This window comes from Cupriavidus basilensis, from assembly GCF_000876015.1.
Classification (GTDB): domain Bacteria; phylum Pseudomonadota; class Gammaproteobacteria; order Burkholderiales; family Burkholderiaceae; genus Cupriavidus; species Cupriavidus basilensis_B.
Genome location: NZ_BBQM01000014.1, coordinates 57,650 through 82,885 on the forward strand (window position 1 = coordinate 57,650; position 25,236 = coordinate 82,885).

At 69.5% G+C, this 25,236-nt stretch carries 23 protein-coding genes; 15 read left to right on the top strand and 8 right to left on the bottom strand.

The genetic code is table 11. The features are described 5' to 3' along the window. Window positions 1–72: 72 nt before the first annotated feature. Entirely contained in the window at window positions 73–1,029 is a 957-nt protein-coding gene (locus KF708C_RS12915; RefSeq protein ID WP_059412084.1) for a LysR family transcriptional regulator, read from the bottom strand. Window positions 1,030–1,358: 329 nt separating this feature from the next. Here KF708C_RS12915 and KF708C_RS35630 point away from each other — a divergent pair, with 329 nt between their 5' ends. The 5 genes from KF708C_RS35630 (at window position 1,359) to KF708C_RS12935 (ending at window position 5,087) form a co-directional block, all read left to right on the top strand. Further along, window positions 1,359–1,688, top strand: a complete 330-nt coding sequence (locus tag KF708C_RS35630; protein WP_156173812.1) for a hypothetical protein — start codon at window positions 1,359–1,361, stop codon at window positions 1,686–1,688. 270 nt (window positions 1,689–1,958) lie between these two features. Continuing rightward, on the top strand, window positions 1,959–2,279 hold the full coding sequence (locus KF708C_RS12920) for an H-NS histone family protein (RefSeq protein WP_020202445.1): 321 nt from the start codon (window positions 1,959–1,961) through the stop codon (window positions 2,277–2,279). After that, window positions 2,280–2,855 (top strand): lysozyme inhibitor LprI family protein, encoded by a 576-nt coding sequence (locus KF708C_RS12925; RefSeq protein ID WP_231586466.1) that lies wholly within the window; start codon window positions 2,280–2,282, stop codon window positions 2,853–2,855. It abuts the gene before it with no gap. A 155-nt stretch (window positions 2,856–3,010) separates the two neighbouring features. Then, on the top strand, window positions 3,011–4,168 hold the full coding sequence (locus KF708C_RS12930; RefSeq protein ID WP_059412086.1) for an acyl-CoA dehydrogenase family protein: 1,158 nt from the start codon (window positions 3,011–3,013) through the stop codon (window positions 4,166–4,168). Between the two features lie 130 nt (window positions 4,169–4,298). Beyond that, window positions 4,299–5,087, top strand: a complete 789-nt coding sequence (locus KF708C_RS12935; protein ID WP_059412087.1) for an ImmA/IrrE family metallo-endopeptidase — start codon at window positions 4,299–4,301, stop codon at window positions 5,085–5,087. Between the two features lie 50 nt (window positions 5,088–5,137). On the opposite strand, the gene KF708C_RS12940 is transcribed toward KF708C_RS12935, so the two are convergent. The 3 genes from KF708C_RS12940 to KF708C_RS12950 form a co-directional block, all read right to left on the bottom strand. Further along, entirely contained in the window at window positions 5,138–6,448 is a 1,311-nt protein-coding gene (locus KF708C_RS12940) for an MFS family transporter (protein WP_020202449.1), read from the bottom strand. A gap of 490 nt (window positions 6,449–6,938) precedes the next feature. Continuing rightward, on the bottom strand, window positions 6,939–7,367 hold the full coding sequence (locus KF708C_RS12945; protein WP_052165853.1) for a hypothetical protein: 429 nt from the start codon (window positions 7,365–7,367) through the stop codon (window positions 6,939–6,941). Between the two features lie 320 nt (window positions 7,368–7,687). Then, window positions 7,688–10,540 carry a M16 family metallopeptidase gene (locus tag KF708C_RS12950; protein ID WP_059412088.1) on the bottom strand — a complete coding sequence of 951 codons (2,853 nt, stop codon included), beginning with the start codon at window positions 10,538–10,540 and terminating at the stop codon, window positions 7,688–7,690. A 168-nt stretch (window positions 10,541–10,708) separates the two neighbouring features. Here KF708C_RS12950 and KF708C_RS12955 point away from each other — a divergent pair, with 168 nt between their 5' ends. The 8 genes from KF708C_RS12955 to KF708C_RS12990 all read left to right on the top strand — a co-directional run bounded on the left by KF708C_RS12955 (window position 10,709) and on the right by KF708C_RS12990 (window position 20,481). Next, window positions 10,709–12,196: an AlkA N-terminal domain-containing protein gene (locus tag KF708C_RS12955; RefSeq protein ID WP_059412089.1), complete on the top strand. Its 1,488-nt coding sequence runs from the start codon at window positions 10,709–10,711 to the stop codon at window positions 12,194–12,196. Further along, window positions 12,193–12,729 carry a methylated-DNA--[protein]-cysteine S-methyltransferase gene (locus KF708C_RS12960; protein ID WP_059412090.1) on the top strand — a complete coding sequence of 179 codons (537 nt, stop codon included), beginning with the start codon at window positions 12,193–12,195 and terminating at the stop codon, window positions 12,727–12,729. The genes KF708C_RS12955 and KF708C_RS12960 overlap by 4 nt, the downstream gene beginning before the upstream one ends. Before the next feature lie 446 nt (window positions 12,730–13,175). Continuing rightward, complete coding sequence (locus KF708C_RS12965; protein ID WP_059412091.1) at window positions 13,176–15,461, top strand: alkaline phosphatase family protein; 2,286 nt, start codon at window positions 13,176–13,178, stop codon at window positions 15,459–15,461. 185 nt (window positions 15,462–15,646) lie between these two features. Continuing rightward, entirely contained in the window at window positions 15,647–17,023 is a 1,377-nt protein-coding gene (locus tag KF708C_RS12970; protein ID WP_029043483.1) for a cytochrome-c peroxidase, read from the top strand. 130 nt (window positions 17,024–17,153) lie between these two features. Then, on the top strand, window positions 17,154–17,810 hold the full coding sequence (locus tag KF708C_RS12975; RefSeq protein WP_020202457.1) for a hypothetical protein: 657 nt from the start codon (window positions 17,154–17,156) through the stop codon (window positions 17,808–17,810). A 62-nt stretch (window positions 17,811–17,872) separates the two neighbouring features. Further along, window positions 17,873–18,790 carry a 2OG-Fe(II) oxygenase gene (locus KF708C_RS12980; RefSeq protein WP_059412092.1) on the top strand — a complete coding sequence of 306 codons (918 nt, stop codon included), beginning with the start codon at window positions 17,873–17,875 and terminating at the stop codon, window positions 18,788–18,790. A 41-nt stretch (window positions 18,791–18,831) separates the two neighbouring features. Continuing rightward, the gene (gene thpR / locus KF708C_RS12985; RefSeq protein WP_231586467.1) at window positions 18,832–19,425 is read left to right on the top strand and encodes an RNA 2',3'-cyclic phosphodiesterase; all 594 of its coding nucleotides are present in this window, start codon (window positions 18,832–18,834) and stop codon (window positions 19,423–19,425) included. 306 nt (window positions 19,426–19,731) lie between these two features. Then, complete coding sequence (locus KF708C_RS12990; RefSeq protein ID WP_020202460.1) at window positions 19,732–20,481, top strand: flagellar brake protein; 750 nt, start codon at window positions 19,732–19,734, stop codon at window positions 20,479–20,481. 73 nt (window positions 20,482–20,554) lie between these two features. Here the strand turns inward: KF708C_RS12990 and KF708C_RS12995 are convergent, their stop codons facing one another. Next, the gene (locus KF708C_RS12995; protein ID WP_029043485.1) at window positions 20,555–21,403 is read right to left on the bottom strand and encodes an IclR family transcriptional regulator domain-containing protein; all 849 of its coding nucleotides are present in this window, start codon (window positions 21,401–21,403) and stop codon (window positions 20,555–20,557) included. A gap of 322 nt (window positions 21,404–21,725) precedes the next feature. On the opposite strand from KF708C_RS12995, the gene KF708C_RS13000 reads away from it, so the two are divergent. Further along, window positions 21,726–22,232 (top strand): hypothetical protein, encoded by a 507-nt coding sequence (locus KF708C_RS13000; protein ID WP_020202462.1) that lies wholly within the window; start codon window positions 21,726–21,728, stop codon window positions 22,230–22,232. 47 nt (window positions 22,233–22,279) lie between these two features. Here KF708C_RS13000 and KF708C_RS13005 read toward each other — a convergent pair whose 3' ends face one another. Further along, the gene (locus tag KF708C_RS13005) at window positions 22,280–22,633 is read right to left on the bottom strand and encodes a DUF1304 domain-containing protein (protein ID WP_029043486.1); all 354 of its coding nucleotides are present in this window, start codon (window positions 22,631–22,633) and stop codon (window positions 22,280–22,282) included. 87 nt (window positions 22,634–22,720) lie between these two features. After that, a complete protein-coding gene (locus KF708C_RS13010; RefSeq protein WP_020202464.1) occupies window positions 22,721–23,242 on the bottom strand; it encodes a cupin domain-containing protein in 522 nt (173 codons plus the stop codon). Between the two features lie 244 nt (window positions 23,243–23,486). On the opposite strand from KF708C_RS13010, the gene KF708C_RS13015 reads away from it, so the two are divergent. Then, window positions 23,487–24,446, top strand: a complete 960-nt coding sequence (locus tag KF708C_RS13015) for a VTT domain-containing protein (RefSeq protein ID WP_020202465.1) — start codon at window positions 23,487–23,489, stop codon at window positions 24,444–24,446. Window positions 24,447–24,454: 8 nt separating this feature from the next. On the opposite strand, the gene KF708C_RS13020 is transcribed toward KF708C_RS13015, so the two are convergent. Continuing rightward, window positions 24,455–25,138, bottom strand: a complete 684-nt coding sequence (locus KF708C_RS13020; protein ID WP_059412093.1) for a hypothetical protein — start codon at window positions 25,136–25,138, stop codon at window positions 24,455–24,457. Window positions 25,139–25,236: the final 98 nt, after the last annotated feature.

The following is a 25,236-nucleotide window of genomic DNA, read 5'->3' on the forward strand; positions in this document are numbered from 1 at the left end:
GACGGCGCCGCCCGGATGCAAAGCCGCTATCGGTGGGGAACGGTTGGCGGTGACGCCCGCGCCATGCGGGGCTCAGTCCTCGCCGTGAGTTGCATCGGCCTGCGTGCTGGCCTGCCGCGGCGCCGGCCACAGGACCTGGAGCTCGGTCTTGAGGAAATTGAGCAGGTAGCGCGTGGCCATCGTCTGGTAGCGGTTGGGCATGGTCAGCATGTAGAGCCGGCTGCCGAACACGCTGATGCGGTAGTCGGGCAGCAGCGCCACCAGCGTGCCCGCCGCCAGCTCGTCGGCGACGGCGTAGAGCGGGAAGATGCCCAGGCCGACGTCGCCCAGCACGCCGTCCTTGAGGAAGGCGAAGTTCTCCGAACTGAGCGTGGGTTCCAGCGCCACCTGCTCGCGCACGGCGTCGGCGCCGTGGCCGCGCGTGCCGAAGGCCTTGAGCTTCTGGCCGATCGGCGAGGCGCACACGATGGCATGGCCGCGCAGGTCGGCCAGTTCGCGCGGCGCCGGATGCGCGGCGAGATAGCCGGGCGAGCCGCACACGATCCACTCGACCACGCCGATCTCGGTGGCGACCACCGAGTCGGGCGGCGTGGAGATGATGCGCAGGGCCACTTCCACGTCCTCGGACACCAGGTTGTGGATGCGGTTGTCGAACACCACGTCGAGCGTGATGTCCGGGTAGCGGTGCTTGAACTTCACCAGCAGCTGCGACATCAGCGCGTGGCCCAGGCCGGTCGGCACCGACAGGCGCACATGGCCCTGCAGGCTCTTGCCCATGCTGTTGATGAGCGCGTTGGCGGCGGCCACCTCGCCGAGGATGTTGCGGCCGTGCTCGTAGAGGCCGGCGCCCACCGGCGTGGGCTCGACGTGGCGCGTGGTCCGGCGCAGCAACTGTACGCCGAGCGCTTCCTCGAGCGCCTTGAGGTGGTAGCTCACGTTGGCGCGCGTCATCTTGAGCTTGCGCGCGGCGGCCGACAGGTTGCCGGCGTCGACGATGTCCACGAACAGGCGAAGGGCGTTGAGGTCCATGTGGCGCTTGAAATCCTTGCAGTGAAAGCATGCCGGCGTGGCGGCGTGGCAGGAGTTTAGCCGCGTTGGCGCGCCGCGCTCCGGCGGGGCGCGAGGCGCGGGTTTATCTCGCGGCGCAGGCGGCGGCATTCCGTATTCGCCGAATTGAATCGGGGCATGAATCGGGTCCGGAATCCGGTCCCAAATCCGGCCCGCGGCGGACCTGCGATTTGCCCGCCGCCATCGCCGCGCGCCGGCGGGCAAAGAATGGATGCCGCCGCTGCATGCAATGCGGACGCGCCAATTCGCATTGCGCGGGCGGGGGCGTTTGAATCAAAGCAGGCAATCCAATGCGATTCAAGTCCGGCGCCGCGATGCGCGTCTTTCCGCGCCAATTTCGCCATCCGTATTCGGAAGCCGGGCGCGCGGATCGCGATAGCCCGCGGCCGGAAAGTGGATACTGCTTAGCTCCGGCTTTGCCGGTTTCGGGGGGAATTCCTGTCATTTTTGCCAATTGTGTGCAATATCCCAAAACGGCCCGGCCGGGTGCCGGCGCGCGCCGCCGGACGCCGCCAGCGGCGGCGGTTGCGGGCAATTGGCCGGCTTTTTTGCTTTCGATTACCTTTCGGGCGCGCGCCGATTGCCTGAATGCCGCGGCGCGGCAACCATCAAGGCGATGATGGAAATGAGAAATAACCCCTCGCCTAATACGTGAATCCGGCATTTCGGACTGTGCATTGGGCCGTGGCGAATCCGCGCCAATCCTGTCAATCCGCGCAATCGACGCAATCGGACCAATCCACGCTGCGGCAGCCAGCGCCAATAGGCAAGGAAATTCGGACGGTTGTATCAAGTTCTTACGTGGCTATATTTTCATTAATCAAACGTGGTAGGCTACGGCATCCGATTTTCCCCCTATCATTCAATTAACCCTCCCCAGGAGAATCCAAATGGCGACATACAAGCAACTGATTGCGGAGAAGGAAGCGCTCGAAGCAAAGCTGGCGGAAATGCGCGCCAGCGAAGTGGCTGGCGTCATTGCCCAGATCCAGGGCCTGATGACCGAATATGAGCTGACGGTCGACGACATCGCGCCCAAGCGCCGTCGCGGCCGTCCGGCATCCGGCGCCAATGGCAAGGCCGCCAAGCCCAAGAGCACGCTGCCGCCGAAATACCGCGATCCCAAGACCGGCGCCACCTGGACCGGCCGCGGCCGCGCCCCGGCATGGCTGGGCAAGAACCGCGCGCGTTTCCTGATCGCTGAAGCCTGATTGCGCGGCGGCGCTCGCGCGCCGCCCGGCTTTGCCATCGACCCGGCCGCGGCGCGCCTCGCCGCGCGCGGCGGGCGTTGCCGGCGCCGTTTTTCCGTTTTCTCGTTTTTCCGTTCTTCCATTCTTCCGTTTCTCCCCCCTCGCCTTCCCATTCTCCCGATGAAAAAAACCTTGAGCGCGGCGTTGCTGCTGGCGGCGTCGCTCGGCGCGCAGGCGGGCGAGCGTCCGGAGCGTTCGGAGCGTTCGTTGTCGACGCGGTACACGGCCTGCATGAACGGGCCCGACGCCACCACCGCCGGCATGCATGGCTGCATCGCCGCGGAAACCGCGCGCCAGGACACGGCGCTGAACGCGGCCTACAAGCGCCTGCAGCAGGCCATCGCGCCCGCGCGCAAGCCGGCGCTGCTGGACGCCCAGCGCGCCTGGCTGAAATTCCGCGATGCCAACTGCGGCTTCCGGGCCGATCCCGACGGCGGCACCCTGGCGGGGCTGAGCGCCGCGTCCTGCGTCATGCAGATGACCGCGGACCGCGCGCAGGAACTGGGCGACCTCGCGACCGAGGCCGCCTCGCATTAGCCATCCGGGTTTCGTGGATATGTCTGCTGAAGCATATCCACGGGATTGTAAAGTCTGGCTATCCAGTCTGTCCAAGATGTGTGGGATTGTCAAAATACGGTGACGGCGTACCATGTTGGCCACATCGTTGTTTGCCTTGACCGGAGATTTCCCCCATGAGCCTGGATGCCGAATCCTTTTCGCTGCTGCGCGCGTCGGTGCAGCGTTTCATCGACGAACGCCTCAAGCCGGCCGAAGACACGCTCGAGGAAACCGACGACGTGCCGGCCGAGATCGTCGCCGACATGAAGGAGATGGGCCTGTTCGGCATCTCCATCCCCGAGAACTACGGCGGCATCGGCCTGTCGATGTCGCAGGAATGCGATGTGGTGTATGACCTCGGCCATACCGCCTTCGCGTTCCGCTCGGTGTTCGGCACCAACGTCGGCATCGGCTCGCAGGGCATCCTGATGGACGGCACCGAGGCGCAGAAGCAGGCCTACCTGCCCAGGATCGCCAGCGGCGAGCTCATCATCTCGTTCGCGCTGACCGAGCCCAACGCCGGCTCCGACGCGGCCTCGCTGCAGACCCGGGCCGAGCTCGACGGCGACCACTACGTCATCAACGGTACCAAGCGCTTCATCACCAACGCGCCGCGCGCGGGCGCCTTCACGCTGATGGCGCGCACCGGCGGCGCCGGCGCCTCGGGCATCTCGTCGTTCATCGTGCCGGCCGACACCCCGGGCATCTCGCTGGGCAAGCCGGACAAGAAGATGGGCCAGCGCGGCACCAAGACCTGCGACGTGGTGCTGGAGAACGTGCGCGTGCCGGCCGCCAACATCATCGGCGGCGTGCCGGGCGTGGGCTTCAAGACCGCCATGAAGGTGCTCGACCGCGGCCGCCTGCATATCTCGGCGCTGGCCTGCGGCATGGCGCACCGTCTGATCACCGACGCCGTGGCCTACGCCAGGGAGCGCAAGCAGTTCGGCCAGCCGATCGGCGATTTTCAGCTGATCCAGGCGATGCTGGCCGACAGCCAGGCCGAGCTCTACGCGGGCCTGTCGATGGTGCGCGACTGCGCCCAGCGCTACGACGCCAAGACGCCCGGCAAGAGCGACCCCGAAGTCAGCATGCTGGCCTCGTGCACCAAGATGTTCTGTACCGAGATGGTGGGCCGCGTGGCCGACCGCGCGGTGCAGATCCACGGCGGCGCCGGCTACATCGCCGAGTACAAGGCCGAGCGCTTCTACCGCGACGTGCGCCTGCTGCGCCTGTACGAAGGCACCACGCAGATCCAGCAACTGATCATCGCCAAGCAGCTGCTGCGCGACTGATCCGCCATGCGCGCGGCGGGCGCGGGCATGGCCCGCCCTGCCGCGCGCGGCCATTCCTCGGCGGCCCGTGCCGCCCACGCGCGCAGCGGCCGCAGAGCGCGCAGTCCTGCTGCCCCGACGGAGACCACTCATGATGGCATTCGCCGCTTCCCGTGTTCCTGCGCCCGGCGGCGAACTGCCGCCGGCCGTCCACGACGGTGGCGCGCGGCCCGACCGTGCCCTGTGCTATCCGGTCATCGCCGCGTTGACGGCCGCCATGCCGCAGCGCGAGGCGCCGCCCGACGCCGCGCGCTTCGCGCTCGGCGCGGCTCGCGCGCTGGGCCGCGCCGATCCGGTGTCGTCGGTCCAGGCGGCGCCGCTGCGCAGCTTCGACGGCGCGCTCTACCGCACCGGCACCGGCGCCTGGACCATCCTCCACGGCGACCGCCTGCCCGCGCCGCGCGCGCGCTTCATGATCGCGTACCTGCTCGGCCGCCAGTTGCTTGGCGGTCCCGGCCTGGAGTTCGTGGAATGCGCCGACGAGGCGCTGATGGCGATGCCGGACGACGAATCGGCCGGCGGCCTGGCCTATGCCTTCGCGGCCCGGCTGCTGATGCCGCTGGAGGCGTGCCGCCGCCACCTGCCCGGCGCGGTGGACCTCGACGCGCTGGCCACGCTGGCGCGGCGCCTCGGCCTGCCGCTGCCGCACGTGGCGCGGCGCTGGCTGTCCTACACCGCGCAGCGCGCCGTGCTCACGCTCGGATGCGACGGCCGCCCGCTCGGCACGTGGGCCAGCGAGACCGCGTTCGGCCTGCCCGCCGCCGATCTGGCGGGCACGCACATGGCGTGGGAAGACGGCATCGGCATCGGCCTGTCCTTCGGGCCCAGGCATGCCGCCGCGCGCGCGGGGCAGCGCCGGCCCGCGGCGTTTCCGCGCTAGCGCCGGGGGCCACGTCCCCGGCGCATCATCGATGCCCGCTCAATTCCCGCTCAATGCTCGTGATGCAGGTACTTCGCCTGGCGCGGCAGCCGGAAGCTGACGGCGAACACGATCACCATCATCGCCGTCACGTACCAGTAGAAGCTCGACTCGTGGCCGAGCGACTTGAGATCGAGCGCGACGTATTCGGCCGAGCCGCCGAATACCGCGTTGGCCACCGCATAGGCCAGCCCCACGCCGAGCGCGCGGACCTCGGTCGGGAACATCTCCGCCTTCACGATGCCGCTGATCGAGGTGTAGAGGCTGACGATGGCCAGCGCCACGGAGATCAGCACGAACGCGGCGAACGGGCTGTGCACCGCCTTGAGCGCGGTCATCACCGGCACCGTGCCGAGCGCCCCGAGCGCGCCGAACAGCAGCATGTTGTTGCGCCGGCCGATGCGGTCCGACAGCATGCCGAACAGCGGCTGCATGCACATGTAGAGGAACAGGCAGCCCGTCATCACGTAGCTGGCGGTCTTGATCGACATGCCGGCCGTGTTGACGAGGTACTTCTGCATGTAGGTGGTGAACGTGTAGAAGATCAGCGAGCCGCCGGCGGTGTAGCCGAGCACCGTGAAGAAGGCCGCCTTGTGGTTGCGGAACAGCTCGGTGAGCGTGCCGGCTTCCTTGCTCGAGCGCGTGGCGGCCGAGGTGGTCTCATGCAGCGTGCGGCGCAGGAACAGCGCGATCACGGCGGTGATGGCGCCGACCACGAACGGGATGCGCCAGCCCCAGGCCTTGAGTTCCGGCTCGTCGAGGAACTGCTGCAGCGCCACCACCACCAGCACCGCCAGCAACTGCCCGCCGATCAGCGTGACGTACTGGAACGAGGAAAAGAAGCCGCGCTGGCCCTTGAGCGCGACCTCGCTCATGTAGGTCGCGGTGGTGCCGTACTCGCCGCCGACCGAGAGGCCCTGCAGCAGCCGCGCCACCAGCAGCAGCGCGGGCGCCCAGGCGCCGATGCTGGCATAGGTGGGCAGGCAGGCGATCAGCAGCGAGCCGCCGCACATCATCGTCACCGACAGCAGCAGCGAGTTCTTGCGGCCGTGGCGGTCGGCGATGCGGCCGAACAGCCATCCGCCGATCGGGCGCATCAGGAAGCCCGCGGCGAACACGCCCGCGGTGTTGAGCAGTTGCGCGGTGGGGTCGGACTTGGGGAAGAACGAGCCGGCGAAGTAGATCGCGCAGAACGCGTAGACGTAGAAATCGAACCACTCGACGAGGTTGCCGGACGATGCGGCGACGATCGCGTAGATGCGCTTGCGTTTTTCTTCTGCGGTTGGGGGAGCGGTAAAAACGGGGGCGGAGAGATCGGTCATGATTTGCCTTTTTGATTTCGTCATGCCGCCCCGCGCCAAGGAGGCCACGGGGGCCAAGCCGGCATGCAGGCGTCCAGTGTACTGCGATTGCGCCGGCGCGGCCGTCCTGCGTGCCTGTCGCCGCATGGCGGCGGCGCGACATGGCGCGTATGGACCTGTCACGGCGTGACATTCCGGACGGCCGGTTTTCTCGCGCGCGGCGGATGTGGCGAGCCGCGCGCCGGCACAAGGCACGAACGCATGCCGCGCCGGCTCTGGCGCGGAAGGGGGGATCCATGCTGGGGATGGGTCGATGGGGCGCGCCGCCTTCGGCGGCGCGCGGCGCGGTTGCGCGGGCGCTGCCCGTGGGCGTGTTTCCCGGAAGATGGCGCGTGCTGGTGTGCACCGTCGCGGCCACGCCAATGCGGTCTGCCCTGGCGGCGCGGACAGCCGTGCAGGCCGCGGAAGCGCGGTGCCTGCGGTGTCCTTGCTGCGTGTCCTGCCGCGCGCGCTACTGCGCTTCCTGCGGCGGTTCCGTGCGCTGTTCCTGGCGCGGCTCCTGCGCTTCCTGCGGCCACACGGCGTCCACGTCCCGGAGCAGGTGGCCCGCCAGGATGTAGTCGCCCAGCCGGGTGGCCTTGGCCTCGAGATCGAGCAGTTCGTGGTCGGCCAGCGTGCCGAGGTCGAACTGGCAATACAGGTTGCGTTGGCGGAAGGTGGTCTTGGTCTTGGCCAGCCCCTCGATCAGGGCTTCGCGTGAATGGACGGCGATGCTTTCCTGTCCCCGGTACTGCACTTTAATGCCGCGTTTCTCTCCGAGCCGGCCCAGTTCGACGGCATCCTGCCATCCGGTCTCATAGTCCAGCTCAAGGGCCAGCACATCTTTCGATGCGAGAAGCCGAAGCGCTTCTGCTTTGCTGCTAGCTCGCACTATTGACATCCACACCTCTTATATCGACTTGGAGACACTATCAAAAAAAATCCTGGCGTCATTGCGCGGTCGCGGCAGTGCGGTCACGGCAACTACCGGCTGAATATGCCGGCTGAATGCACCGGCCGAACCGTTCGTGCCGTCCGCGGCCGCGTGCGTCGTGGCCAGGATCGTTCGGCTTTGTTCCGATAACGTCTCTTATATACTGTACGAATATACAGTCAACGCGCGGTTGCAGCAAGGGGTTGCCCCCGGGCCGTCCGCGTTGCCGCGCCGCGAGCGGCCTGCGGCGCCCGCGGCGGCCTCCATTTTCCTCCAGTCTCGTCGTTTCAGGGGGACGGCGTTGCCGTTTCCGCCGCGCTGTCCGTCTTCATGGTGGCGCCGGCGTTTTGCGCTGCCGTGACAGAGAAATCCCCGGCGTATATCTGGACCACCCTGGCCGGGTCCAGGTACTGGCGGATCGCCGCGTTGACCTGCTCGACGCTCGCCGTGGCGATACCTTGCTCGAACTTCGTGACATAGCGCATGGTGCGTCCCAGGAACAAGTGGCTGGCCAGCATGCCGGCCAGCGATGCGTCGCTGGTGCGCGCCAGCGCGCCTTGCTGCAGCAGGCCGCTCCTGGCCTGCCCCAGCTCCTCCGCCGTGATGCCGCGCGCCGCCAGCCGCGCCAGTTCCTCCTGCACGCCGCGCCGGAGCTTGTCCAGGTTCTGCGGCGCATAGGCCGCCTGCATGCCGAAGCGCCCGTTGCCGTCGAGCGCGCCGACCCGCACGAAGCTGCCCACACTGTAACTGATGCCGTCCTGCTGGCGCAGGCGGTCGGCCAGGCGGCTCTTGAGCGGGTTGCCGCCGAAGACGCGGTTGGCGATCACCAGCGCCGGATAGTCGGGCGCGTCGCTGGTCAGCGGCACCGGCAGCGCCGCCATGTAGACGGCATTGGCCTTGCCGGCGGTCTCGCGGGTCAGGCTGGCCGGCGGCAGCGCCACGAACGGGCGCGCGATGCGGACATAGGGCGCCCGCGCGCGCCAGTCGCCGAACAGGCTGGCCAGCTGGGCGCGCGCCGCCGGCTGGTCGAAGTCGCCGACCAGCGCGACCTGCCCGTTGTCCGCGCCGTAGAAGCGCGCGTGGAAGGCGCGCACGTCCTCCAGCGTCAGCCGCGTGAGCGCGTCCATGTCTTCCTGCGGCGTGGCCACGTAGCGCGGGTCGCCGGCGGGGTAGGGGTTGCCGTGCCGCCCGAGCTCGGTGGCGGCGATCGTCTCCGGCCGTCCCAGCCCGCTGGCGATGCCGGCGATGGCGTTGGCGCGCAGCGTCTCGAACTCGGCCGCGGGCAGGCTCGGCGCGCGCAGCACGTCGCGGATCAGCGCCAGCGTCTGCGCCAGCGTGTCGCGCCGCGCCTCGAAGCGCACCGTGACCGCTTCCTCGTCGCCCTGCACCGAGACCGAGGCCTTGAGCGCGGCCAGGCGGTCCGAGATCTGCTGCCGGTCCAGGCTGGTCGTGCCGCGCATCAGCATGGCGGCGGTGAGGTCGCCGGCCGCGCCCAGCCCGCGCAGGCTGTCGAGGTCGCCCATGCGCAGCACGATGCGCCCGCTCACGGTCTGCCCGCGGCTGGGCTTGGGCAGCAGCGCGAACTGCATGCCGTTGGCCAGCGCGCCGCGCAGCGTGTGCGCCTCGATGTTCTCCGGGCTGGGATCGAAGGCGGCCACCTCGGCCTTGGCCGGCTGGGGCCGGAAGCCGGCCACCAGCGCCGCGACGTCCGGCGCGGCGGGCATCGCCGCCGGCGCCAGCGCGGCGTTGGCCGCCTCGCCGGGCATGTCGAGCGGGATGAAGCGGCCGAGCGTGCGGTTGCTCGGGCGCAGGTAGTTCTGCGCCACGCGCTGCAGGTCGGCCAGCGTGACCTGCGCGGCCTGGTCGCGCGCGATCAGCAGCAGGCGCCAGTCGCCCTTGGCGATGGCCTCGGACAGCGCCACCGCGTAGCCGGCCGGATTCTCTAGCAGGCGCTCGTAGGCGTTGAGCAGGCGGGTGCGCGCGCGGTCCAGCTCCACCTGCGTCACCGGGTGCGCGCCGAAGCCTTCCACCTGCGCCACCAGCGCCGCGCGCGCGGCTTCCAGGTCCTGCGTCTTGCTCGCGCCGGCGGCGAACAGCACCGAGCCGGGGTCGCGCATGGCCGCCACCGAGCCGGACTGCCAGGTGGCGCGGCCGGTCTCGACCAGCGCCTTGTACAGGCGCCCGCCGGCGCCGTCGGAGAGGATGTCCGCCAGCAGCTGCATGGCCACCACGTCCGGGTGCGCGCCCGGCGCGATGTGGTACTGCACGGCCACCATCTGCGCGTCGCCGGCGCGCCGCAGCGTGACCTCGCGCGTGCCTTCCTGCGGCGGCTCCACGGTGTACTGCGCCGGCAGCGTGCGCGCCGGCTTCGGAATCGGGCCGAAGTACGCGCCGATGCGCGCCAGCGTGGCGGCCGCGTCGAACTTGCCGGCCACCACCAGCACCGCGTTGTCGGGCTGGTAGTAGCGGCGGTAGAAGTCCTGCAGGTTGCCGATGGCGACGTGCTCCACGTCGCTGCGCGCGCCGATCGGCACCTTGCCGTAGTTGTGCCAGCGGTAGGCCGCCGCGCGCATCTGCTGCGCCAGCATGGGGCCGGGCTCGTTCTCGGCGCGCTCCATCTCGTTGCGCACCACCGTCATCTCGCTGTCGAGCGCGGCGCGGGCGATGAAGCTGTTGACCATGCGGTCCGCCTCCATCTTCAGCGCCCAGTCCAGGTTCTCCTCGCTGGCGGAGAAGCTCTCGAAGTAGTTGGTGCGGTCGAAGCCGGTGGTGCCGTTGAACTGCATGCCGCGGCGCGTGAGCTCCTGCGCGATGGTGTTGCCGGGCAGCGACGGCGTGCCCTTGAACAGCAGGTGCTCGAGCAGGTGCGCCATGCCGGTCTCGCCGTAGTTCTCGTGGCGGCTGCCGACCAGGTAGGTCATGTTGACCGTGGTCACGGGCTGCGCCGCGTCGGGCGCCAGCAGTACGCGCAGGCCGTTGGGCAGGCGGTATTCGGTGATGCCCTCGGCGCTGGCCACCTGCGCCGGCGCGGTGGCGGCGGGTGTGGGCGGCACGGCGGGCGGCACGGCGGGCGCCGCGGGCGCGGCGGTGCTGAAGGCGAGGGCGAGCAGGCAGGTAAGGCGCTGGAGAGCGTGGCGCATGCGAAGGCGGCAAGAGAAGTCCGGAGGCCGATTCTAGCCGCTGCCGCGCGGCGTGGCGGCACGGCGCCGCGTTTTCCGAAATTTCCGCGTTTTGCCGCACCGCAGCAGGCCAAGGCAAATGTCCGAATCCGGCTAATGCCGCGCGCGCGGCGGGTTAGCATGCACGCTATGAAACTCGATCCGGACACCTGCTACAAGGCCGTGGCCTCGCACGACCGCCGCTTCGACGGGCGCTTCTTCGTGGGCGTGTCGTCCACCGGGGTCTATTGCCGGCCGGTATGCGCGGTGCGCACGCCCAAGCGCGAGAACTGCACGTTCTACGAGACCGCGGCGGCGGCCGAGAAGCGCGGCTTCCGCCCGTGCCTGCGCTGCCGGCCGGAGTTGGCGCCGGGGCACGGCCTGTCGGACCTGTCCGGGCGGCTGGCCCAGGCCGCCGCCACGCTGATCGACGAAGGCTTCATGGTGGACGCCGGCGTGGCCGCGCTGGCCGCGCGCATCGGCGTCACCGAGCGCCACCTGCGCCGGCTGTTCGACGCGCAGTTCGGCGTCTCGGTGCTGGAATACGCGCAGACCCAGCGGCTGCTGCTGGCCAAGCGCCTGCTGACCGACACCGCGCTGACGGTGACGGATGTCGCGCATGCCGCCGGCTTCGGCAGCGTGCGGCGCTTCAACGACGTGCTCAAGACGCGCTACGGACTCACGCCGCTGGCCATGCGCAGGCGCGCCGCCGACAACGTGGCCGACGAGCTCGTGTTCGAGCTCGGATACCGCCCGCCGCTGGCCTGGGCCGCGTGGCTGCAGTTTGTCGGCGTGCGCGCCGTGGACGGCATCGAGCAGCTCGGCGACGGCACCTACGCGCGCACGCTGGCCATCGACAGCGGCGGCGCCACGCACCTGGGCTGGCTGCGGCTCGAGCACGTGCCGCGCCGCCACGTGGTGCGCGTGGCGCTGTCCGGCACGCTCGCGCACGTGATTCCGCAAGCGCTGGGGCGCGTGCGCCGGCTGTGCGACCTGGGCTGCCGGCCCGACGTGGTGGACCGCCACCTCGGCCCGCTCGCCGCCGAGGCGCCCGGCATGCGCCTGCCCGGCGCGGTGGACGGCTTCGAGATCGCCGTGCGCGCGGTGGTGGGCCAGGTGATCTCGGTCAGGCACGCGCGCACGCTGCTGGCGCGCCTGGCCGCGCATCACGGCCCCGCGCTGGCGCAGCCCGCGCCGGGCCTGCGCCATGGCTTCCCGAGTGCCGCCGCGCTGGCGCAGGTCACGCCCGAAGCGCTGCGCGAGATCGGCATCCCGCTGGCCAAGGGCCGCGCCATCCGCGCCATCGCCAGCCGCGTCGCGGCCGGCGAACTGAAGCTTGACCCGAGCGCCGCGCCCGAGGAAACCATCGCGCGCCTGTGCGCGATCGAAGGCGTGGGCGACTGGACCGCGCAATACGTGGCGATGCGCGCGCTGGGCTGGCCGGACGCGTTTCCCGGCACCGACTACGCGCTGCGCAAGGTGCTCGGCATCGCCACCGTGCGCGCCATGAAGCAGCACGCCGCGCAGTGGGCCCCGTGGCGGGCCTACGCCGCCATCCACCTGTGGCGGCGTTATGAGGAACGCAAGGAGCCGGCGCCGGCCGGCCAGGAAAAGGCAGAGAAAAAGGACACGCCATGATTGCCTACCGCATCATCCCCAGCCCGCTCGGCGACGTGCTGCTGCGCGCCGACGAGGCCCGCCTGAGCGGGCTGTTCTTCGTGGGGCAAAAATACTATCCCGCGGCGGCCACGCCGGCCGCGGCCGTGCCCGCCGCCGCGCGGGCCGTCTTCGAGCAGGCCGCCGGCGAGCTCGAAGACTATTTCGCCGAGCGCCTGCGGGCCTTCACGGTGCCGCTGGCGCTGGGCGGCAGCGCGTTCCAGCATGCCGTGTGGCAGGCCCTGTGCGCGATCCCGTTCGGCGAGACCGTCTCCTACGGCGGACTCGCCGCCGAGCTGGGCCTGCCGCCCACGCACGCGCGCGCCGTGGGCGGCGCGGTGGGCCGTAACCCGCTCTCGGTGATCGTGCCGTGCCACCGCGTGCTGGGCGCCGGCGGCGGCCTCACCGGCTATGCCGGCGGCACCGACCGCAAGCGGGCGCTGCTGCGGCTCGAGGGCACCGCCGCGGCGACCGCGCTGCCCATCCTGCGTCAGTCGGCGTTGGCATTTGCATGAGCGGGAGGGCGCCGGCCCGCCTTGCCGATTTATTCGCCGGAACAATGTCAGATCATTAAGAAATAAAAAGGACATTTATTCGGATTTAATTCCCGCGATGCCTGGCATCGGCCGAATAAATGCAATCGGCCTCGGCCGCCGCGTATGCTTCAATACGCGGAGAAATCCGCATCGCCGGGCGCGCCGGTCCCCGCCGCGCCGCATCCCGCCAGCCGCCGCGGCGCGGCGTTCATCGCGTGAAATGTCCATACATCCATAAACATAAATATCATGTAATTACGCGTGTAATAAGATTTAACATTTCATGAAGTGCTTAATGGTTCCACGACACCGACCTGTCATGTGATCGACCAATACTACCGGCGCCTCACAACAGCTCGATTTTCTTGCAGTTCCCCCGAGCTTCTCAATAAAAACGGTAGGTCCTCACATATCCCGGAGTAGGAATGTCATCGTTCCAATCACCCCGCAGTATTCTCATCCTGACTGCAGTCGCATCGGCCTGCGTGCTGACCGCCTGCGGCGGCGGAGACGACAATGCCAGCGCAGGCACCGGCGCCGGCACTGGCCCGAGCCAGACCCAGCAGACCATTGCCGGCGTCGTCGCCGCCAGTGGTTTCGTTCCGGGCAGCGCGGCCCAGCCCACGCTGAAGGCTGGTTACTATCAGGGCGCGCTGGTCTGCGCCGATGCCAACGGCAACGGCAAGTGCGACACCTCGGAAAACCCGGTCACCACCGATTCGCATGGCGCCTTCAAGCTGAGCGTCAGCGCGCCGGTCGCGCTGATCGCCGACGTTGGCGCGTCGGCGATCAATACCGGAACGGGGGCCGCCGTGGGCAGCCGCGTCGCGCTGCGCGCATCGCTGGCGCAGGTGAATGACCAGATCGGCAGCAGCGTCGTGATCAGCCCGCTGTCGAGCGAAGTGCAGCGCCTGGTCGAAGCGAACAGCACGACCTACGCCGTCGAGAAGGCAAACCTGGCCCAGCGCGTCGGCGTCGGCGCCGACGCGGTGCTGTCGGACCTCAACGCGGCATCCGGCGCGACGCAGTCGGCCCTGCTGACCGAGGCCAACCAGCTCGCCAACCGCTTCACCTACGCGACCAAGAAGTTCGACCGGGGCGATCTCTATCCGGACGCGCTGTCCGTCTCCGGCGGCGACCCGGAACTGACCGGCATGGGCAACGTGACGGCCGCCACCGCGACGACCACCGACACCCGCGAGCCGATCACGTTCCTGCAGGCGCAACAGGCCGCCTTCAACCTCGAAGGCATTCCGCGTTACGACAACATCTTCATCGTGATGCTGGAAAACAAGGGCACGCAGACCATCCTGAATTCGCCGTATGCGCCCCACATCAACGAGTACCTGACCGCCGGCAACCAGTTCACCAGCTATTTCGCCACCGGCAACCCGAGCGAGCCGAACTACACGGCGCTCGGCGGCGCCGACGACTGGGGCATCACCGACGACAATCAGTGGAACTGCAACGCGACCGGCGCGAACGCACCGCAGGACACGCCGATGCCGGACAACACGCAGCCCGGCCTGGCCAAGTCGCCGTTTTCGGCCACCTGCACCTCGACGCCGAACGTCAACCACAACATCGTCGGCCACCCGAACCTGTTCAACGCGATCACGGCTTCCGGCATGACGTGGCGCACCTATAGCGAGTCGATGAACCCGGGCCAGGACTTCCGTACCGACAGCGTCGCCGACGCGGCCGTTACCGCGCCCGACAACGTCTACCCGCCGGGCACGCTCAACGGCAACGCCACGCAGGTCGGCAGTTCGACGGCCATCCTGCCGATGCCGGCCGGCCTGTACAAGACCAAGCACCATCCGGGCATGGCTTACCAGAACGTGCGCAGCGCGCCGGAATGGAAGTTCAGCAACCGCACGCTCGGCGGCGGCCAGTGGGATGCGGCGCTGAAGAACAGCTCCGACTACACGGTCCCGTCCAACTACGTGGTCGACCAGCTCGGCGCCGACCTGCAAAGCGGCGACGTCGGCAACCTGAACTTCCTGATGCCCGACCAGTGCGACGACATGCACAGCATCACGGTGAAGACGGCGGACGGCACCGTCACCGCGAGCGATTGCGGCGGCAACGCGATCATCACGCGCGGCGACAACTTCGTGCAGAAGCTCGTGACCAAGATCCAGTCCTCGCCGCTCTGGGCAAACCGGCAGAAGAAGGTTGCCATCGTGCTGATGTTCGACGAAGGCACGGCCACCTCCGGCTTCAATTCGTGCTGCGGCTGGAACCCGTCCAACGGCACGCTGGCCAATCCGCTGAAGCAGAATGCCGACGGCACGTTCTCGGTGGATTCGACGATCGCCAACTACACGCTCGGCAATCGCGGCCACGGCGAATCGGTCTACGCGGTGCTGACCAACCAGCCGGACGCGCCCAAGCACGTGGTCGACAGCGACGCCTACAGCCACTTCTCGTTCGTCCGCACGCTGCAGGACATGTTCCAGATCGCCGATCCGCAGGTCGATACCTCGTACATGAACCGCTCGAAGTACACCGAGAAGTTCATTGCGCAGAACATCCTGAACCTGCCGGAGTACGCGGGTAGCGCCGATACGCACTTCGACTCGGTCCGCCCGATGAACCATGCGTACAAGATCCCGGCGACCTATACCGCGAAGCAGTCTTCCGACGTGAACACGGCGGCGCAGGTGGGTCCGGACGGCAACCAGACCAACGTCTGGGCAATCAAGTAAGGCGCGGCCCGCGCGGGCGCGGCACGGCGGCAGCAGCGGCCGTGCCGCATCATCGCGGCCCCGGGGCCGGCGGCGGCGGGCAGGACCAGCCGCCGCCGGCCATTCGTGTTCCAGCGCTTCACATCGACTTTCCCGGCACGCCTGGCAAACCCAGGGGCCGACGTACCTCGCAAAAGGAACTCACCATGCGCAAGCTCTTGGCTGGTGCCATGTGCATGCTTTCGCTGATGCTGGCCGCCTGTGGCGGCGGCGACGGCAGTGGCGCGACGACCGGCAGCAACGACCCTTCGACCGGCCCGAGCGGACCCGCGGCCGGCACCCCGAGCACGCCGGCGCTGAGCCTCGCGGCACAGCTCGGCAAGCAGCTTTTCTTCGACCGCACGTTGTCGGGCTCCGGCAAGATGTCGTGCGCGACCTGCCACGATCCGAATTACGCATACGGCCCGCCGAACAATCTCGCGGTCCAGCTCGGTGGCCCCGCCCTGGCGTCGGCCGGCGTGCGCGCGGTGCCGTCGCTGCGCTACAAGGACAACACGCCCCCCTACTCCGACCTGCTCGACAACCCGGACGGCATCAGCGTGCCCGGGCCGGGCGGTGGCTTCACGTGGGACGGGCGCGCGGCCACGCTCGCCGACCAGGCCAAGCTGCCCCTGCTCGATCCCGTCGAGATGGACAATGCCTCGCCCGCCGACGTGGTGACGAAGGTGAAGGCGGCATCGTACGCGCCGCTCTACCTGCAGGCATACGGCGACAACGGCTTCAGCGACACCAACGCGGCGTTCGACAACATCACCGCCGCGCTCCAGGCGTACCAGCGCGAAGACCCGAGCTTCCACCCGTACAGCAGCAAGTTCGACCTGTGGGCGGGCAACAAGATCGGCGGGCAGCTGACGGCGGCGGAGCAGCGCGGCCTTGCCGTGTTCACCGACGCGAACCGCGGCAACTGCGCCTCGTGCCACTACCAGGGCGCGGGCTTCAACGGCAGCAGCGCGTTGTTTACCGACTTCTCGTACGAGGCGATCAGCGTGCCGCGCAACCCGGAGATCCCGGCGAACGCCACTGCGGGCTATTTCGACATGGGTGTCTGCGGCCCGGCCCGGACCGACCACCTGCCCGCTTCCCCGGGCGCGGCCAATGCGTTCTGCGGCATGTTCAAGGCGCCGACGGTGCGCAATTCGGCGACGCGCCAGGCGTTCTTCCACAATGGCGTGATCCATTCGCTGACGCAGCTGGTGCGCTTCTACAACACGCGGGACACCAATCCCGAGCTCTGGTATCCGACGATCGGCGGCACGCCGAAGGCCACGCCGGACGCCAGCTTCCCGACCTACGGCCTGATCACGACGCAGTACGTCGGCGGCACCGTGCAGAAGTTCGACGACCTGCCGGCGGCCTACGTCGGCAACATCGACACGCAGATGCCGCTCGACGGCCGGGCCCCCGGCTCGCCGACGCCGATGTCCGAGCAGGACGTGCAGGATCTCGTGTGCTTTCTCGGCACGCTGACCGACGGCTACAAGCCGCCGGCCAACCCGCCGACCAGCGGCGCCTGCGTGAATTGACGCGATCCCCGGCGCCGCGCGGCAACGCGCGGCCCGGCGTTTGCGGCGGGGCGGCATGACGCCGCTCCCGCAATCCCGATCAACTGAATGGACCATTTTCATGACGTACTGCCCGACCTGGAACCGAAACATGGCGCGCGCCATATGCGTGCTGGGCCTTGCCACCGCACTGGCCGCGTGCAACCAGGCGAAGACCGCCGAGGAGGCGGCCAAGACCGACCAGGCAACCTTCGCCGCCGCGCTGAACGACTATCTCGCGCACAAGGGCAACCTGTGCCTGGCGAAGTACGACTGGCCGGTAAACGTCGAATACAAGGATGGCCCCATCACCGAGCGCGACGCGGTGCAGATGCCGGTGCTCGAGAAACTCGGCATCGTCACCGCCAAGGACGCGATGGTCGACTACAAGAACGAGGACGGCACCGTGCAGAAGAAGGTGCGGCAATACGCGCTGTCCGCGGAGGGCCAGAAATTCTACCTGCGCCAGCCGGTCCAGATTCCGGCCCCGGACGGCGGGAAGGTCACGCATGCGGGCGACCTGTGCGTGGCCAAGCTGACGCTCGACAAGGTGATCGGCTGGGAGCCGCCGCGCACGTTCGACGGCAAGACCCAGACGGCGGTGATGTTCACCTACAAGCTCGATGCCGCGCCGTGGATGCGCACGCCGGAAGCGCTGCGCGCCTTTCCGATGGCCGCGCGCGTGATCGAAGGCAGCGGGACCATGCAGCTGCGTGAAGGCTTCCACCTGACGCCGCACGGCTGGCTCCCGAACGACGACCTGATCTGACCCGGACCGGGCCGCTGCCGGCATTCGCCGCCGCGCGGCGCCCGTTTCCTCATTTTTCCGCCATGCCAGAAACCACGCTCGCCACCATCCACTTCCCTCCCGCCCTGCGCGACTGGATCACGCAGGGACTGCAACGCGGCGGCGCGCCCGACCACATGGCGCAGGCGCTGGCCTCGCAGGGCTACGATCCGCTGGTGGCGCGCGAGCTGGTGGCGGCCTTCGCGCGCGCGCGGCGCGAGGGCACGCCCGCGCCGCGCGACAGCATCACCGTGAGCCGCGCAGTGCCGGCCGCGGCGGGCGGCCCGCGCCTGGCGCAAGGCACGCTGCTGCGCGCCGCCGACCGCGACGTGCGCGTGCTGTCGCGCATGGACCAGCCGATCGTTGCCGTGCTCGAGGGCGTGCTGAGCCACGACGAGTGCGACGCGCTGGTGGCGATGGCGCAGCCGCGCCTGGCGCCGTCCACCACGGTCGATCCCTCGACCGGCTTCACCGTGGTGAGCGAGGGGCGCACCAGCCACGGCATGTTCTTCCGCCTGCAGGAAAACGCGCTGGTGGCGCGCCTCGACCAGCGCATCTCCGCGCTGATGCGGCTGCCGGTGGAGAACGGCGAGGGCCTGCAGGTGCTGCGCTACGGCGTGGGTGCGCAAAGCTCGCCGCACTACGACTTCCTGATGCCGACCAACGCGGCCAACCAGGCTTCGCTGGCGCGCAGCGGCCAGCGCGTGAGCACGCTGGTGGTGTATCTCAACGACGTCGAGGCCGGCGGCGAGACCGCGTTTCCCGAGATCGGCTACGCGGTTTCGCCGCGCAAGGGCAATGCGGTGTATTTTGAGTATTGCGATGCGGCCGGCCAGCTCGACGGCAGGACCCTGCACACGGGCGCGCCGGTGCGGGCCGGCGAGAAATGGGTCGTCACCAAGTGGATGCGGCAGCGGCGCTTCGTGCCGGCCGGCGGCGAGCCGCGCATGATGGCCGGCTAGTTGGCGGGCTGATGCCCGGCTGGTGCCCGGCGCCGGGCACCTTGAAAAAGATCGAGCCGATGGCACGCCTGTTCGTGGCAATCGAAGTCCCCGCGGCACTGGCCGGCGCACTGCTCGCGCGCGTGCCGCGCGCGGCGGGCATGCGCCTGGCGGCGCCGCATCAGGTCCACCTCACGCTGCGTTTTCTCGGCGAGCGCGACGAGGCCGCCGCGCAGCGCGTCGAACAGGCGCTGGCGCGGGTCGCGTGCGCGGCGTTCACGCTGACCGTGCAGCAGGCCGGCTGTTTTCGCGGGCGCCGCGCCAGCGTGCTGTGGGCCGGCGTCGCGCGCAGCGCCGCGCTCGACGCGCTGCACGCCGCCGTCGGGCAGGCCCTGGATAGTTGCGGCGACGAGGGCACCGCCCCGCCAGCGGCGGCGGGGCATCGCCGCCATGCCGGCTTCCTGCCGCACATCACGCTCGCGCGCAGCATGCAGCCCGTGCCGGACGCCGTGCTGCAGGCGTGGCGCGCCGCGCAGGCGGAACTGGCCGGCGCGCCGTTCGCGGTCGGGCGCTTCGTGCTCTACCAGAGTCACCTGCTGGCCGACGGCGCGCAGCACGTGTGCCGCCGCGCCTACGCGCTGGCGCAGCAAGCGTAAACGCCGCGGCGTCCGGGCCGGGTTGCGGGGCTCGCGGGAGTGACCGCGCCGGCACCCGCGCCACGCGCACGCGGGCGGGCCGCACGCACCGGCAGTGCCCGAACGCCGCCGGACGGCCACCCCACGGAAGTCTGGCTTAAGTTTTGCCACACTTCGCCGTTGAACCAACAAGAGCTTGCGCAGCGACAGGCGCCGCGCTTAACATGCTGCGGCGCTGACGCCCGCACCTCGCGCGCGGGTCAGCCCGTTTTCCGTCGCAAGCCACTCTGGCGCGACGCAGGCCCCTCAAGACGTTTGCGTGATTTCATGAGTCTCCAAGATTCCTCGGAGCAATCCGATCAGGACGCGGGCGCGTCGTCGGACGATCGCTACCGCCTCACCCACTCCTCGCAGATCGGCACCGTGCTGCGCGATCTGGCGTGGCAGAAATGCATCGTCAACGTGCGCGCACGCACCGCGCATGAGATGGTCACCACCGTCCTGCACGTGGATCCGGCCAGCCGCACCTTCATCTTCGACTGGTGCCGCACCGAGCCGGAGCGCCAGGCCTTGATGGCCTCCAGCGAGAATGCGTTTTCCGCTTCGCTGCGCGGCGTGCCCGTGAATTTCGTGATCGGCGCGCCCGAGGCCACCGAGTTCCAGGGGGCGCCCGCCTTCATCGCGCCGTTCCCGGAGAAGATGTATCACCTGCAGCGCCGCCGCCATTTCCGCGCGCGCACCCTGCTCACCAAGGGGCATAGCTGCAGCATCAAGATGCCCGACGGCGCCCAGCTCAAGCTCGACATCGCCGACCTCTCGCTGTCCGGCGTGGGCCTGCGCTCCAAGACGGTGGATGCCACGCGCCTGCCGGTCGGCACCACGGTATCCGGCGCCCGGCTGGACTTCGGCCCGCTGGGCAAGGTCGATCTGAACCTGCAGGTGGTGGGCCACTGGCTGGCCGGGCGCGACGACAGCGCCCTGCACCACTTCGGCTGCGCCTTCGCCAATCTCGACGGCCGCATGGAGAATTTCCTGCAGCGCCTGGTGTTCTCGCTGGAGCTCGCCAGCCGCGGCTGAGCGCGGCGGCAAGCGGCGGGCGCGTTGCCCGCCGTTCCAGACGTTTCAGCCCCTTTCAGCCCCTTCCAGCCGCCTACGCGGCGATCAGCTTGCCGATGGCCACCGCGGCCTCGCGCATCGGCGGCAGCAGCCGCGTGACCATTTCCGCCTCGGACACCTGCGTGGCCTTCATGCTGACGCTGATGCCGGCCATCACGCTGCCGGAAATCCCGCGCACCGGCACCGCGATGGCGCGCAGGCCGGGTTCCAGTTCCTCGTCCACCACCACGTAGTCCAGCTCGCGCGCGTTGGCGAAGCTGGTTTCCAGCTCGGGCCGCGAGATCTTGGTCTGCAAGGTGCGCGGGCGCAGGTCCACGCGGTCGAAGAAATCTTCCAGCGCCGGCTCGGCCAGGTGCGCTAGCAGCAGGCGCCCGATCGAGGTGCAGTAGGCCGGCAGCCGGCTGCCCATGCCGAGTGAATAAGTGAGCACGCGCTGCACTTCGGAGCGCACCAGGTACAGGATGTCGGTGTCGTCGAGGATGGCCAGCGCCGAGGTCTGCTGGATGCGCGCGCTGAGGCCGTCGAGGATGGGCTGGGCCAGCGACACCAGCGCGGTGGACGAGAAATACGCATGCCCCAGGTGCAGCACGCGCGGGCGCAGCGCGAACTGGCCGCCCTGCTGGCTGACGTAGCCGAGCTGCTCCAGCGTGTACAGGCAACGCCGCACCGAGGCCCGCGACAACTGCGTGCGCTGCGCCACCTGGGAGATGGTCAGCGGGCGCTTACGTTCGGAGAAAGCCTCGAGCACGCTCAGGCCGCGCGCCAGCGACAGCATGAAGTTGGGGTCGCCGGAGAAGCTGTTGAGAAGGTCGGCCTGGGGACGGGCGACGCGGACAGTGGCGGCCGGTGCCTGGCCAGGGCTGCTCGGAAGGGAGGCGTCCATTGGGCGATTGCGCGCATGTCGTTCGATAATCGCGCATCTTAAACCCCCTCGGCCCACCGGGCCAGCGCTTTTCTTGTGCGCGCCGCCTCGCAATGGTGCCCGCGGCCCGCGCGGCGGGAAAAAAAACGTCGCCGTCCCAAGGTGGCGGCGACATCGAAGGGTGCCATCAAGACGGGGGTCTTGGCGACGCCTCCAGCATAGGACGGCACATCAAGACATTGAATACAACTTCGGAGGGGATCGAAGTATCGGACAAGGCTCAATGCCGGGTCCGCGCCGGGGCGGGTAGAATCGCGCCCTTGTTTCCCATGCCGATCCTGCCATGACCGACCAGCCCGAACCGTCCGGCGACCAAGCCGCGGATGACGCCGACAAGATCCAGGAAGCGCGCCTGTGGCGCGCCGACGGCTGGACCGCCCGCGTACTCAAGAACGAGGACGACGACGGCTGGGCCGTGGCCATGATCAAGGACGGCGAGCCGGAGCCCGCCCTGGTCGGCCCGTGGACGATGGGCCGCGACAAGAAGAACCCCAAGCCGCTCGACGCCGGCGCGTTCTCCACGCTGGTCAAGACCGCCTCCGAGGTGCTGCGCCGCCACGAGCAGCAATTGCACGCCATGCTGCACAAGAGCGTGCTGGTGGACACCGACACCGCGCGCATTGCCGTGACGCTCGACATCGTGCCCGACGAGGACAATCCCTACGCCGTGCTGCGCGCCCGCGACGAGCTCGGCGAGGAGCTGGCCCAGGTGCGCGTGTCGCCCGCGTTCAAGCTGAGCAAGGCCAGCGCCGCGGACTGGATCGAGAACGAATACCGCCGCCCGGGCTGAAGCCGCGCGGGTCTTCAGCGGGTCTTCAGCGGGTCTTCGGCGGACCTTCAGCGGGCCAGCAGCACCAGCGCGATGGCCACCGCCGCCGGCACGGCCTGCAGCCACAGGATGCGCCGGTTGGCCGTAAAGGCGCCGAACACTCCGGCCACCAGCACGCAGCCCAGGAAGAACAGCTGCACCGGCACCGCCGCGCCGGCCAGCCCCCACAGCAGGCCGGCGGCGAGAAAGCCGTTGTAGAGGCCCTGGTTGGCCGCCAGCGCCCGCGTGGCGGTGGCGAATTCCTGCGTCAGCCCGAACGCGCGCAGGCCGCGCGGCCTGTCCCACAGGAACATCTCCAGCACCATGATGTAGACGTGCTCCAGCGCCACCAGCGCGACCGCTGCAAGGGACAACCATTTCATGGACAAGGCTCTCGGGAAAGTACGGCGGGTTGGGAATCGTTGGAATCGCTGCGGGAACGTCGTGGGCAATCGTCGAGGGTAGCCGGCTCAGCCCGGCGCGGCCGGCGCCAGCCGCGCGATCAGCGCCGCGTGCCGCGGGTACGCGGCCCGCAGGCTGGCGGCGTCGGCCAGCTCGAACTCGCTGAACTCGAAGCCGGGCGCCACCGTGCAACCGACCAGCGAGAAGCCGTCCGGGTCGCTGCGCTCGGCGGCGAACCAGCAGCCCGCCTTCACCACCGCCTGGAACACCGCGTCGCCATGTTCGAGCGCGTTGCCGAGCCGGTGCGTGGTCAGGCTGCCGTCCGCCTCCAGCACGTGCACGTGGAGCGGGCAGCCGGCGTAGAAGTGCCAGACCTCGTCGGCGCGGATGCGGTGCCACGCCGAGTACGCCCGCTCGCACAGCAGATAGTAGATCGCCGTGGAGGCGGCATGCGTGGCCGCGCCGCCGGCGCCTTCGCGCGCCACGCGCGCGCCGTCGCGGTGCGTTTCGCGGTAGTAGCCGCCCTCGGGATGCGCCCGCAGGCCGAAACGCGCGATCAGCTGGTCTTGCAGGGCGGGGTCGGCGGGCATGCGTGGCTCCGGGGGCGGGAGGTGAATGGAACGTGCATGATAACGGGAGCCGACATGATGCCTGCTGCCCGCGGAAAAGTCAGCGCGGCGTGGCTTCAGGGATTTTGAGGCAACCATGCAAGACGGCGCCCGCATGCGTGGCGCGGTGGTGGCACACTAGCGCCTATGCCCGCCGGCGCGGACATCCCGTGCGCGCCGCCAGAGATCTTGGGCAGGCAATGACGCGGAGCGTGGCGTGGGCGGTGTGGGCGAACTGAAGACCTTGCTGGAGAATCACGGCGTGGTGCTGGTGTTTCTCAATGTGCTGGCCGAGCAGGCCGGGCTGCCGGTGCCGGCCGTGCCCATGCTGTTCGTGGCCGGCGCGCTCGGCATGCGCGAGACCGGCCCGTCGATCGGCGTGGTGCTGGCGGCGGTCATCGTGGCCTGCCTGATCGCCGACACCGCGTGGTATTTCGCCGGCAAGCGGCTGGGCCAGCCGATGCTGCGCACCATCTGCCGCGTCTCGATCTCGCCCGACAGCTGCATCCGCCAGACCCAGTCGCTCTACCTGCGCGTGGGCCCGCGCTCGCTGGTGTTCGCCAAGCTGCTGCCCGGCGCGGGCGCGCTGTCCACGGCGATGGCCGGCATGACCGCCACGCCGTTCCCGGTATTCCTGTTCTACGACGCGCTGGGCGCGCTGGTGTGGGCCGGCGGCGCGCTGCTGATCGGCATCGTGTTTACCGATTTCGTGGAAGTGATCCTGCTCGCCTTCAGCACCTACGGCCCGGTGGCGGTGATGGCGGTGGTGGGCGCGTTCGCGGCCTTCGTGGCGTACAAGTTCGTGCGGCGCGTGCGCTTGCTGCGGCGCACCCGCCGCGTGCGCCGCATGACGGTCGAGGAACTGGAGTCGCGCCGCGGCGGCGAGCGCGGCCCGCTCGTGCTCGACGTGCGCAGCAGCGCCGAGGAGCGCATTCCCGGCGCCATGACGATGGACCTGCACGCGCCGCTGGAGATGCTGGCGGCGCATCCCGTGACCACCGAGATCGTCATCTACTGCGCGTGCCCGAACGAGGTGTCCGCCGCGATCCTCGCCGAGCGGCTGCAGGCCGCGGGCTACCTCAACACCTGGGCGCTGGCCGGCGGCTTCGACGAATGGAAGCGCCTGCAGGACAGCGCCTCCGCCGTGGAAGACCTGGCCCAGGAACCCGCGCCGCGCGCTTCCTGAGCGCGGTTCTAGCAGCCGACCCAGTAGGCGTAACCGACCAGCCGTTCGCCGAGGAAATACAGGCGGTACTGGTCGCCGTCGCCGTCCAGCGTGTACAGCGTGGTGTAGTCCAGGTGCTCGAGCGGGTCGCCCTCGTCGCGGTCGGACGGGCTGCGCACCTTGCCGGGCGCCTCGGCCATCTTCCAGTGCGGGTTCCGGCGCAGCGCCGCGTCGAGCTGGCCCAGCGTGGTGGCGGCGGTGATGTCGCGGCCTTCGAGCTTGAGCGTCAGGCCCGCCGGGATGCCGTGCAGCGCGCGGATCACGGCGTCGCCGCTGCGGCCCACCTCGATCAGCGCGTCCGGGTAGCGGTAGTCCATGAGGTGCTCTTCGTCTAGCGCCGTGCCGCATTCCTCCTGGTTGGGCGTGATCTCGGGCGGCTTGCCCCAGGCCGCCTGCACGTCCGCCATGCTGGTCAGCCCGCGCAGCGCCACCAGCGGGCGCGCCAGCGGCGCGGGGGCGAAGGCGGGCGCGTCATCGGGCGGCGTGGCATCGCCGTCGCGCGCGGCCTGCGCGGCGGAGGCCGGCGCCGGGGCGGCCGGCGTGCCCGCCTCGCGCTCGCAGCCCGGCAGGGCCGCCAGCGCGGCGCAGGCGGCGAAGATGGACAGGCAGCGCGGCAGCAGCGCGCCGGCGGGAGCATTCGGGCAGGACGTCATGCAAAAAGAATAGCCACTGGGGCAGGGACCGCATCAGGTGCGCAACCATACACCGAAGCGCACAGGCTGAACATGCCCGCTTGGTGGGCTGCCGAACG

Excerpts from the sequence above, each read along its gene's own strand:
- KF708C_RS12915 (WP_059412084.1), bottom strand. The coding sequence starts at position 1,029 with ATGGACCTCAACGCCCTTCGCCTGTTCGTGGACATCGTCGACGCCGGC.
- KF708C_RS35630 (WP_156173812.1), top strand. The coding sequence starts at position 1,359 with ATGCGATTCAAGTCCGGCGCCGCGATGCGCGTCTTTCCGCGCCAATTT.
- KF708C_RS12920 (WP_020202445.1), top strand. The coding sequence starts at position 1,959 with ATGGCGACATACAAGCAACTGATTGCGGAGAAGGAAGCGCTCGAAGCA.
- KF708C_RS12930 (WP_059412086.1), top strand. The coding sequence starts at position 3,011 with ATGAGCCTGGATGCCGAATCCTTTTCGCTGCTGCGCGCGTCGGTGCAG.
- KF708C_RS12935 (WP_059412087.1), top strand. The coding sequence starts at position 4,299 with ATGATGGCATTCGCCGCTTCCCGTGTTCCTGCGCCCGGCGGCGAACTG.
- KF708C_RS12940 (WP_020202449.1), bottom strand. The coding sequence starts at position 6,448 with ATGACCGATCTCTCCGCCCCCGTTTTTACCGCTCCCCCAACCGCAGAA.
- KF708C_RS12945 (WP_052165853.1), bottom strand. The coding sequence starts at position 7,367 with ATGTCAATAGTGCGAGCTAGCAGCAAAGCAGAAGCGCTTCGGCTTCTC.
- KF708C_RS12950 (WP_059412088.1), bottom strand. The coding sequence starts at position 10,540 with ATGCGCCACGCTCTCCAGCGCCTTACCTGCCTGCTCGCCCTCGCCTTC.
- KF708C_RS12955 (WP_059412089.1), top strand. The coding sequence starts at position 10,709 with ATGAAACTCGATCCGGACACCTGCTACAAGGCCGTGGCCTCGCACGAC.
- KF708C_RS12960 (WP_059412090.1), top strand. The coding sequence starts at position 12,193 with ATGATTGCCTACCGCATCATCCCCAGCCCGCTCGGCGACGTGCTGCTG.
- KF708C_RS12965 (WP_059412091.1), top strand. The coding sequence starts at position 13,176 with ATGTCATCGTTCCAATCACCCCGCAGTATTCTCATCCTGACTGCAGTC.
- KF708C_RS12970 (WP_029043483.1), top strand. The coding sequence starts at position 15,647 with ATGCGCAAGCTCTTGGCTGGTGCCATGTGCATGCTTTCGCTGATGCTG.
- KF708C_RS12975 (WP_020202457.1), top strand. The coding sequence starts at position 17,154 with ATGGCGCGCGCCATATGCGTGCTGGGCCTTGCCACCGCACTGGCCGCG.
- KF708C_RS12980 (WP_059412092.1), top strand. The coding sequence starts at position 17,873 with ATGCCAGAAACCACGCTCGCCACCATCCACTTCCCTCCCGCCCTGCGC.
- KF708C_RS12990 (WP_020202460.1), top strand. The coding sequence starts at position 19,732 with ATGAGTCTCCAAGATTCCTCGGAGCAATCCGATCAGGACGCGGGCGCG.
- KF708C_RS12995 (WP_029043485.1), bottom strand. The coding sequence starts at position 21,403 with ATGGACGCCTCCCTTCCGAGCAGCCCTGGCCAGGCACCGGCCGCCACT.
- KF708C_RS13000 (WP_020202462.1), top strand. The coding sequence starts at position 21,726 with ATGACCGACCAGCCCGAACCGTCCGGCGACCAAGCCGCGGATGACGCC.
- KF708C_RS13005 (WP_029043486.1), bottom strand. The coding sequence starts at position 22,633 with ATGAAATGGTTGTCCCTTGCAGCGGTCGCGCTGGTGGCGCTGGAGCAC.
- KF708C_RS13010 (WP_020202464.1), bottom strand. The coding sequence starts at position 23,242 with ATGCCCGCCGACCCCGCCCTGCAAGACCAGCTGATCGCGCGTTTCGGC.
- KF708C_RS13020 (WP_059412093.1), bottom strand. The coding sequence starts at position 25,138 with ATGACGTCCTGCCCGAATGCTCCCGCCGGCGCGCTGCTGCCGCGCTGC.